Consider the following 9,466-nt stretch of genomic DNA (forward strand, 5'->3'; position numbering starts at 1 on the left):
GGTCACCGTGATTTCCACGATCGCGAGCCAGCCGCCGATGATCGCCGACGAGCTGCGCCGGCAGGCCGACGTCTTCACCGACCTCGTCGAGCTGCAGTCAAAGCTCGGTCGCGACCCATCGGAACGCCCCGCCCCGCGTGATCGCGAAGCGCGTGGGCCCATGCCAAAGTTCTTGCAAGAGCCGAAGGGAAACGACCCACACGACTAGGCCCTGAAGGCGGCCCCGCATTCCGCAAGTGCGGATGGGCCCGTTGGCAGATGTCGCTCTGAGATATCTTGGCGACGGCTCCGGTCGCTTGCCTGAAAGGGGCGGCATCCGGCATCATGGCTTTGTTGGGCGAAGCGAACCTGCCATGGCTCTGAAGAACCCCGACGCTATTGCGGTCATCGTGACCGCCCTCCGGCTTACTCACGGCGACGAAGCTGCACGAGCCATGCTGGTCGGTGGCATGAGCCTAGCCGCGCTGATAGATGCGATGTTCTCCGCACCGATCGGCCGACGCGATGCCGTTCACAACATCACAAGCGCGTTGGACGACTTTGCCATTTCACCGGAACTCGGCCCGGTCTGGCACCTTCGCTACCTTTACGAAAGTCATGGCTCGCTTCGCGTCGTCGATATGGAGATTGCGACGCCAACCGGCACGCTGTCCAGTAAAGACGTCTGGCTTCGTCTGCCCGTCTAGCTTATCTCGCCACCTCTGCGATGTGGCCGGTGCTGTCGATGATTACCGAGCGCGTGGTGCCTTCCTTGACGGCCTTGTAGGTCTTGATCTTGCCGGCCGGTAGTTCCTGGATCTGGGAGTAGCCCGCGGCACGAAGCTTGGCGATGATCTCCTCAGACGTCAGGCTGAGCGCGGACGGGCATGCCCAAACCACTGCGAGGGGAGCGATGATGAAAGATCGCAGCACTTGCCCTCGTTGGGCGCTCGCCGCCACCAAGTTGGCGCGTTGGCCTACCCGGCGATTGGTCCGGACAGCATCTCCATCCCAGCCTCGATGGCCGCAATGTCTTGCTCGAGCTGCGCGATCGACGACCCGCAGTCGAAGCCAGTCATGGCTTTCAGATCGAGCGCCAAGCGCCGGCGGTGCATCCTCAACTCCTCGAGCGACTGATGGTCGTTCAGTCTTGCGTAGCCGTCCACAATCAATTCAATCGCACTCGACATGACGCTTACTCCGCAAAAAACAATTCCGATCTAATCGGATGAGCTTAGTGCAAGCCGCGCGGCCGGCGCAACTTCTACGCTGGCTTCCACACGCTGGCGCCCTTCGCTGGCTCGGGTTCAGCGGAACGGACCAGCTGGCGAGCACTAGCGCCATAGAGCGCCCCAAAGCTAGAATTTCACTGCGAACGCCCGACCAAGGCTGCGGCAAAATAGGTCACGGTCATTGACTGAGGTCGCTTTTCACTCGGCCGCCCGCGGCGGGTAATTTCGACAACGAACGGGGCACAGGGTGACTTTTGCTAGCTTTTCCCGAACTAAGGCGTCAAACTTGCTTCTATTGAGAACGTAATATTTTCAGGGACATTGCGATGGGAAAACCTACCGTTTCCCGTGATGCCTTTCGTGGGCTGTTCGCTTTCTATGCGGCGAAGGCGCATCACGACCACAAGCCCGAGGGCGAACATTCCCTTTTGAAGATGTTCGGATCTGCGGACGATATACCCGATACGTTGCTGCAGCTGTGGTCGGACAGAGTTGAGTTGCTCGGCTCCGAAACCGTTGGTCGCTTAATGGATCCACGCGTCCGTCAAATCACGAACGGCAACGCGCAATACGACCATGCCAGCGACTTTCTCCACACGCTACTGAGAGACCTCGGACAAAAGATGCAGTGATCAAAACCGCAGCGCTATGTCGCGGCAGCCGTCAGACGCGCAGATTTTCGGCGCTGCTCTTCCCGCGCTTGCGGTCGAGTTGGACCTCATAGGAGACCTTCTGCCCTTCAGCCAAACCCGATAAGCCGGCGCGCTCCACTGCGCTGATATGCACGAAAACATCCGGGCCGCCGTCATCGGGCTGGATGAAACCGAATCCCTTGGTTCCGTTAAACCACTTCACAATGCCTGTCGCCACGCCCGCCTCCCGGTTGAACAATGAATAGCCTAGGTCGACTGCTTCGGGGCTGACAAGCAAAAAAAACGCAGCGCGCGGTCGGAGAGTGCTTTCGACGCAATCGGTGGTCTGATAAGGGGCGAGCGATTGCAGGAGACGACCCGCCGCTGCCATTGTGAACTAGTTCACAGATCGGTAAAGAAAAGCTCACTACAATCGATGAGCGCGCGCGGGCGAAGATGCTCCGCTCTTGCGATGTGGTGCAATGCCGCGCGGGCTCGCGTGCCCCATAAAACAAGCGATGAATGGACTGGTATATCCGTCACAGGGCGGCACAATGATCGACGACCATTTGGCGCGTGCACATCGCGACAATATTCAACGCTATCGGCTTTTATTGCAGACCAAACTGACGGAGTTCGAGCGCCAGTTTGTCGAAAGGCGCCTAAGTGAGGAGCAATCGAAGCTGGAGATGCTGGTCAGCTCGTGCTCAGGCGAAGCGCACCGCGATCGATCAAACAGTCTAGATAGCTGCGACAGCCGACATGCCATGCCGAGACTGCTAGCCGGACCACCGCGGGGAAATCACTGAATCACTTGCGCTCGCCCTTCGGTTGCGGTTGGATCGTCCCTTTAGGATTTGATTCCAATGGCCATTCTATTGCTAGTGGCAAAGGTTCTCAGGGACGAGCTCGCTTTGCGGGGCATCCGATCCTTAACCGCGGAAGAGTCGGAGACGATTGCTGCTCGCATCTTTGAGCGGATCACTGAGCTCGAGCTGGAGCTTGCCGCGCGGGATTTCAACATGCCCAAGAGCGGTGACGACAGGACAACGTGACGAGCCGAGCGTATGTCCGTTTACGATCCACTACGGAGGGAGCTGGAGCGCACAACAGCGCAAACGATCCGGCTCACGTTTTCGGAAATCGAAGACATTCTCGGCAGGCCGCTACCGCCGTCAGCCTACAGGTTCAGTGCGTGGTGGGGAAACGAGAGTTCGCGCAAAGCCGGGCACACGCAAGCCATGGCGTGGCTGCAGTCAGGCTTCGCGGCTAGGGTTTCCCTGAAACAGCGAGCGGTGGAATTTCATCGAACTTGAAGGCTTTCACATCGCGCCACCTTATGAGCAGCACCCCTGGTTGTGCCAATTCTAGCTCGGACAGGCTGTCGAGCACATAACAATATCGATTGCGAGGTGCAGCCTTTTGCGAGAGACGGGGCCGCGACTAAACGGCCGCGGGGTTGGCCGAAGTACTTCCACCAATATCCTAGGCGACGCTCAGTCACTTTTTCATGCAAAGCCCAATCGTTGGGGACGTCCCGCACTTCGCCCCGTCCGCGGCACCGCCACTCGGGCAGAACACGGAAACTAGTGCTTCGCTGCTGTCGCAATTGACTGCGCCGTCGGCCTGAACCGCTCGGATGTCGACCGTCGCCGGATCACCCTTGTCTCCCTTTTCGCCTTTCGGCCCCTGCGGCCCTTGAGGCCCCTGCGCGCCGGCGGGGCCTTGTGGTCCAGGCACTCCTTGGATGCCTTGAGCTCCCTGCGGGCCGGCTGGACCTTGCGCACCTGGATCTCCCTTCGGTCCTGGGTCTCTCCCACACGCTGCAAGTGCGAACGCAGCGCTCATTGCGGCTACCACGATCATTTTGTGCATTGCCAATCTCCGACGATTAACATGATTAAACTTCTCGGCTGATAGCAGCGCAAGAGCGGTCAGAGTCCTTGCTAATCGCGGCCTGGAACAATGCCCTTCCACCATGATCGCCGCTCCATGAGGCGGCTCGGTCGCATCTTGGCGGAGATCGTAATTCGCGTCCTTCTCTAGAGCAACCGACCCATGTTGGCGAGAATGCCGCTCAGGATGCCGAGGACGAGCTCGTCTCATTGCAGATGAAGGCGCTCGCCTCGGTCTTCGAGTTCAAGCCAAGTTGTCCTCTGGTGGCGCCTTCGCCCCGCCCAGAACGATAGTTTCAACTCTCAGGCAGGCCATGCACCTGTAGGCATAGGCGGCAGGTAGGTTCGCAATTGCCGGCAGCAGCGCGAGAAACTCCATTGGACGCTGACATCTTTTGCAAATGAGGGTGGGTGCCTTCTCTGTGTCACCGCCGCGCGCCATTGCCGGTCCGCCGAAAGGTGAGGACGGTATTCCATTGGTCCGCGTTTACATCTCCGGGCGACTACCGGGCGGCCGTATCGAAAACAGGCCCGGCCAGCGAGAGCCGCTATTGCTCCTGAACCGAGACTCAGTTCTCATTCCGATCATTGCGGCCAAATTGCTTGCGGGAGGCGATCGTGAACGGCGAAGCCGGATGCACGGTTTGTAGCCAAGCTCGACTGCTCAAAGCTATTTCCCCCGTGGCCATAGGCTACGAGTTGAAGCTGTACGAATGCGCCAGCTGCGGCAGCGATTTGTGGCTAGTTACAAGAGTATCCCGATCATCCGCGCCTAAGCAGCAAAGGGGAATATCTCGTCGAGGTACGCGGCTCAAGACAATCGAAGCGGCGTCAAAGGGCGCCGCTCGAGCAGCAGTCAATCCAAAGCCGAAAGGCCCGTCAGCCTAAATCGCCCGAGCCTCAAACCCGGTGTCAACGCGTATGACGCAAGCTGCCGTGTGGGGATTTGCGCGTGGGAACATACACGGGCCTTGTGCTTGAGTTGGAAGGCTCGCCAGGGGCCAGCCCAAAGGGCCCTTCCCTCAGCTCATGCACGTTAAGCCTGCTTGTGAAATAGATCACATCGCAAGCCAGGACTGCTGCGATACGATGATTTTACCGGGGCTGGCTGCATATTTCATTTCGATCTTTCCACCTGAGAATTTGCGACCGCTCGGATCGCAGAAGCCTGTGCCTTCGTATTCACGTCACTTAGCAGGTCAACTGGTACCCCACCGCAATTTTCCATTTTGTATCGACCAGTCGCGGCGTTCTGATTGTTATTGGAGGACGGTATCAAAGAAAATTGACTGATCGCTCGTGCTGCCGGAAGACAACTGGACCTGCTGCGGGGAGAAGCTTCCCGTATCGCGAAAGGCACAACGTCGACTGGTGGATCGACCGCGCCGAGGTTGGAACCCGTTTCTGCTTCGAGGATGCGAAGGCAAAGGAGTCATTCGCTCTCGCTTGTGACAACTTCGGCATTGCCTGCCGAGACGGCTAGCCTACGGTTGAGGTCGGCGGCAGTACGCAATTATCCGACCCCGAGCCCTAAGGTCTGCACCTAATCCGAAGCAAGGCGGGCCAAGCGCTTCGGCACCGCCGCCGGTCGTGTGCCCATGTGCATGCGGCTCCGCGGGGCAGAAATTACTGTTGCGCGATAGTTCGCGCGGCTAATTCCTGATCTAGCTCCTTCAGGCGCCCAAGGAGATTTTCCACAATCTGCACGCAATCGGAATGTCCCAATGATTGCACGCCGCGCGCTGCTAGCTCGCGCTCCAACATGGCCGCTATGATGACCTGAATGCTCACAAATACTCCGTCGAAACGTCGCCCTAGATACGTTACGGCTCCACGTAGTTTGACCCACGCAAAAGCCGCATGGTGGTTCCGGTCCCACTGCGGCCATCCCGGATGATTACAAATAGCTTCGCACCCAAATTTCGCCGGTGTTCTCACAGTAGAACACCCGTTCCGAAAATGGATTCCGTACAACTACCGAAGTTCGAAGTCTCACGGAATTTCAGCCTAACGTGAACATGGCGCCGCTTTCTGTGCCAGCCAGCTAATGCTTCCGGCTGCCGTTCAATTGCGGATCAGAGCGCAGGGAGCGCCGCGGCGCCAGCCACCGTAACCGGGCCAACGAGCGACATCGCGCTGCGCTCACGCGTCGGGCCACGTGAGTGACCTTGTTTCGCTTGCGCGGCTAGTTCGAGACGCGCAGCTTCGAGGGGCGGCGTCTGGCGCAGCAGCGACAGCCGCCGCACCCAGCGCAGCCCGATGGTCTGATTGGTGCCGCCGTTTGTTGCCATCGCCTCGTGGTGCTCTTGACGGTCGCCTCCTAAACTACGCCGACGTCCCTAAGCAGAGCCACCGAGCGCGGGTACCAGAGCAAAGCTAAGTAGATGGTTCCGTTTCGGGAACGCCAAAATCAGTATTGCCTAATCAAAATATCGGAGCGAGGATAATGAGACGGGGCTGGCAATTCCTTTTCATTTCGTAATTTTTAAAGAGACCCGGGGGGCCGCTGACGAAAGTCAGTGGCCCCGATCCTTTTTAGGAACGTCAGATCGCGGTTAGGTTTTCTGTTCAGTCACCGCGTCCAGACAGCGCGAGGACCCTCCCGAGGCCTCAGCCCTTCCCCCCTGGGGCTGGGGCCTTTTGCTGACTGCTACGCGAATAGATTGAGGTCCAACGCGAAAGTGCCAGCCCAAGCCGCGTCCGCTTCATCCTCACCGAGGTCTTTCCCTCAGCGCGCCTTCGCCGTTGCCTGCATGTCGTTTTTTTTGGCGTTGCCTTTGCCGGTCGCGTGCAGCTTCAGTTTGCTGAGATGGACCGCCGACCAAGGGAGCCCCGCCAGCTCGCAGGCGAGTACGGCAGCTCCGAGCATGGGAAAGAGCCGCTTTGACGCTGGAGAACTGTCCTGAGAATGGCTCTTCGATGCAGACGCCGAGGCAGTCTGGTCCAGCGAAGCGATGGACGACCCCGTGAACTCCGACCGTGTGACTTCCGATGTTGCCTTCAAACCGAAGTGCCTGGGCATCGAGACCTCCATCAAGATACACCCTGCTAACGCCGAGTGTCGTTCCCAAGTCCAAGCCGAGCACGTAATTGCGGCCCAACCAAAGCGCTTTGATTGATTTACCCACAGCGTACAGAGGAAGCTTGCGCTAGGCCTTGCGGATCATCGCTTTAACTTCACCCAGGAGTTTGGCTGGCAAAAACAGGAACGGTATGCTCACCTTACATCAGCGGGCGGCCCGTCAATGACGCTTCTTTCCGATCGTGTCGGAAATAATCTGGCTTGCGTCAGGCTCTTCGATTCCTGCGCCAGCATCCGGCGACCTGTTGCAGACGCACGGATCACCGGCACCACACTGACAGCCAAGCTCTTCGCTCCAGGCCCGGTCCGGATGGTTCTCGCAGACAAAGCCGATGCCGGAGCAGATGGGACAGTTGGGATCGGTCATGGCATGAAAAGCGCGCGGGCCTTGCTCCAAAGATCGCAAGCATACCGCGCGCCTCGGTTACGCTGCCAGTTCTTTGCGAACAGCGGCGGCCGAATTGCCTACCTTGTCGACGGCCTTCTGCAGCTCGTCGCTGGAGACACCAAGCTCCCTGGTCCAATATTTGACCTCGAAGTCTTCATGCATGTTGATCTTGCTACGGTCGCGCTGGTCCCGTTTGGTGAGATTGTCGCTCATGTTCCTCCTCCATCGCCTGTACAAGCCGTTCGTCGTCAAGAACGGTCAGCAGGTCATTGATCGTCTTCTCGCAGTCCCTCCGGCCAGGCTCGACATAGCGGGCCAGGATGGCTTGGGCTTTTTTTACCGCTTGGGTTACGCGATCCGGCATGCCGGTACTCCACTCACTGGCAAATAAAACGCCCGCAAGAAGGGTGTGTTCCCAAAAGGAAGGCCTCCGGGAAGGCGGAGGCCTAGTCTGGGGAGGTTGCATATGCTTGGAAAACTTGACCTGCTGCGCCCCGTTCCTACCGCTGCGCACGAAGCTGGCGCCTTCGCGCTGATCGCTTAATCTGCGTTACATGTGCGCTTGAGCAGGAGCCCTGCGCTGCCTGTACTGAGCAAAAGCGAGAGCTTCGCTTCAAGAGAATGCCTCTGCTTGGATCTTTGGCTCGACGCCATACCATCACGTAGCTCACGCGGAGGTATCACTCGCCCGCATGCAGACCTATCGATGTACCTGAGCTATTTTTTATATAATCCTTTGAATGAGCTCGCTCGCAGCAGGCCTTCAGAGGTGATGTCGCGGTATTCGATGTCAGCATAGAACTTTGGCTCGACCCACGTGGCCTTCGGTTTCCTAACAGGCTTCGTGAGCTTTTGCTTCGGGCTGACCACGGTCTCGAGCGCCTTGCGGATCTCCGCCGACTTCGTCCGGCTCCAGCCCGTGCCGACCTTCCCGATGTATCTCAGCTCTTTCCCTTCCTTCTTGCCGAGGTAGAGCGCGGCAACGCCGGACGGGTCCTTGACGAAGCCAACGACGGGGAATTTCTCACGTTGGACGGTCTTGATCTTCTGCCAGGTCTCGACCCGCTCCGACCGGTACGGCGCATCAACCCGCTTCGAGACGATGCCTTCGTAGTTAAGCTTGCTGGCCGCCTCGAACAGCGCCTGCCCGTCACCCCCATGGTGCTCACTGTAGAAGATGGGGGCTTCCAGCCCATTCTCGTCGATCAGCTGCTTCAGCAGCTCCTTGCGGGCAAGCTGAGACATCCTGCAAAGGTCCTTGCCGTCCAGCCACAGGCGATCGAAGGCGAAGTAAACCAGCCGGTCCTGGTCGCCTCGGCCGAGGTCCGCCTGGAGTTCGGAGAAGTTGGTTCGCTCGCCATGGATGACGACCACCTCCCCGTCGACGATCGCCTGACCCGGAATATTGAAGGCGCCGGCAATGACCGAGAACCGGTTGACCCAGTTATGGCCGTTGCGAGTAAAGGCTTTACGGGTGTCGCCGTCGATGTGGAGCTGGATGCGGTAGCCGTCGTATTTGACTTCGTGAATCCACTGAGCCCCCGAAGGAGCTTTCATCTTCAGGGTCGCAAGCTGGGGACTGATAAAGCCCGGCATGGAAGTTTGCGGCTTCTTGGCCGGTGCTCCGGTACGCTTTGCCACTCACGCAACTCACAAAAACCCCGCCGCCGGTGTTGGGAGCCGACGGCGGGACAGTCTACCTTCTTAGTCACGGGACTTACAACTTCGGGGCTGCCAGCGTGTTCCCGCGGACGGCAATACAACCGCTCCAGCGCTGTCAGGTTGTGTTTTTGAGAACGGCCGCCGAACAGGAAGCGAACCCGATATGATAATTCGTTCTCAGTAACGCGCGCGCTGCGGCGCGCCACGCCGGCCGAGATCAATCTCGCGGGGATTTGCTTGCACCAATGATTGGCTGCTGAAATGATGCGGAATGTCAAAGACGATGGAGTTGATAGTCGCAGGTTATGTGAAGGTCGGGGATCGGCGCGCTCTGGTCGCCGCGCCCTAAGCCCCTATCCTTAGCACGAGGGTCATCGGCCGCGGCCGCGTCCACGACCGGCAGGTGATCTGGGATGGCATTTCAATCGGCAAGGCGATGCAGACGAGTGCTTCGATGTTGTGTGGGTTCATCGATGTGATATCGTCGCGGACGATCTTTTTGACGGGTTGTATGCTGGGTCGCCTTGCAGTTTTGTGGGTCCCGCTATGGGCGAAATTCGCAACTTCCGATCCGGGAACAACGGTGACCCCCCTTC

12 protein-coding genes and 1 pseudogene are annotated in these 9,466 nt (G+C 58.7%); 4 read left to right on the plus strand and 9 right to left on the minus strand.

The genetic code is table 11. The features are described 5' to 3' along the window. Positions 1 to 208 (plus strand): annotated as a pseudogene (locus tag IVA75_RS04535) (NYN domain-containing protein); the annotation flags it as partial. Positions 209 to 353: 145 nt separating this feature from the next. Beyond that, on the plus strand, positions 354 to 686 hold the full coding sequence (locus tag IVA75_RS04540) for a hypothetical protein (protein WP_247291445.1): 333 nt from the start codon (positions 354 to 356) through the stop codon (positions 684 to 686). A gap of 1 nt (position 687) precedes the next feature. On the opposite strand, the gene IVA75_RS04545 is transcribed toward IVA75_RS04540, so the two are convergent. Both IVA75_RS04545 and IVA75_RS04550 read right to left on the minus strand, forming a co-directional pair. After that, complete coding sequence (locus IVA75_RS04545; protein WP_247291447.1) at positions 688 to 912, minus strand: hypothetical protein; 225 nt, start codon at positions 910 to 912, stop codon at positions 688 to 690. A 44-nt stretch (positions 913 to 956) separates the two neighbouring features. After that, positions 957 to 1,169 carry a hypothetical protein gene (locus IVA75_RS04550; RefSeq protein ID WP_247291457.1) on the minus strand — a complete coding sequence of 71 codons (213 nt, stop codon included), beginning with the start codon at positions 1,167 to 1,169 and terminating at the stop codon, positions 957 to 959. Positions 1,170 to 1,537: 368 nt separating this feature from the next. On the opposite strand from IVA75_RS04550, the gene IVA75_RS04555 reads away from it, so the two are divergent. Then, entirely contained in the window at positions 1,538 to 1,843 is a 306-nt protein-coding gene (locus IVA75_RS04555; protein WP_247291458.1) for a hypothetical protein, read from the plus strand. Positions 1,844 to 1,874: 31 nt separating this feature from the next. On the opposite strand, the gene IVA75_RS04560 is transcribed toward IVA75_RS04555, so the two are convergent. Beyond that, positions 1,875 to 2,081 (minus strand): cold-shock protein, encoded by a 207-nt coding sequence (locus IVA75_RS04560; protein ID WP_247291475.1) that lies wholly within the window; start codon positions 2,079 to 2,081, stop codon positions 1,875 to 1,877. Between the two features lie 316 nt (positions 2,082 to 2,397). Between IVA75_RS04560 and IVA75_RS04565 the strand changes: the two genes are divergently transcribed. Then, positions 2,398 to 2,652: a hypothetical protein gene (locus IVA75_RS04565; protein WP_247291460.1), complete on the plus strand. Its 255-nt coding sequence runs from the start codon at positions 2,398 to 2,400 to the stop codon at positions 2,650 to 2,652. A 2,712-nt stretch (positions 2,653 to 5,364) separates the two neighbouring features. On the opposite strand, the gene IVA75_RS04570 is transcribed toward IVA75_RS04565, so the two are convergent. From IVA75_RS04570 to IVA75_RS04595, 6 genes are all read right to left on the minus strand, one after another. Next, a complete protein-coding gene (locus tag IVA75_RS04570) occupies positions 5,365 to 5,529 on the minus strand; it encodes a hypothetical protein (RefSeq protein ID WP_247358660.1) in 165 nt (54 codons plus the stop codon). 284 nt (positions 5,530 to 5,813) lie between these two features. Beyond that, positions 5,814 to 6,029 (minus strand): hypothetical protein, encoded by a 216-nt coding sequence (locus IVA75_RS04575; RefSeq protein ID WP_247291464.1) that lies wholly within the window; start codon positions 6,027 to 6,029, stop codon positions 5,814 to 5,816. Positions 6,030 to 6,466: 437 nt separating this feature from the next. Beyond that, on the minus strand, positions 6,467 to 6,760 hold the full coding sequence (locus IVA75_RS04580; protein ID WP_247291466.1) for a hypothetical protein: 294 nt from the start codon (positions 6,758 to 6,760) through the stop codon (positions 6,467 to 6,469). A gap of 484 nt (positions 6,761 to 7,244) precedes the next feature. Next, complete coding sequence (locus IVA75_RS04585) at positions 7,245 to 7,421, minus strand: DUF3606 domain-containing protein (RefSeq protein ID WP_247291468.1); 177 nt, start codon at positions 7,419 to 7,421, stop codon at positions 7,245 to 7,247. A 504-nt stretch (positions 7,422 to 7,925) separates the two neighbouring features. Then, on the minus strand, positions 7,926 to 8,849 hold the full coding sequence (gene ligD, locus IVA75_RS04590) for a non-homologous end-joining DNA ligase (protein ID WP_247291470.1): 924 nt from the start codon (positions 8,847 to 8,849) through the stop codon (positions 7,926 to 7,928). Positions 8,850 to 9,215: 366 nt separating this feature from the next. Beyond that, on the minus strand, positions 9,216 to 9,466 hold a 251-nt coding region (locus IVA75_RS04595), incomplete at its 5' end, for a hypothetical protein (protein ID WP_247291472.1).

It is taken from the genome of Bradyrhizobium sp. 134 (assembly GCF_023074155.1).
Classification (GTDB): Bacteria; Pseudomonadota; Alphaproteobacteria; order Rhizobiales; family Xanthobacteraceae; genus Bradyrhizobium.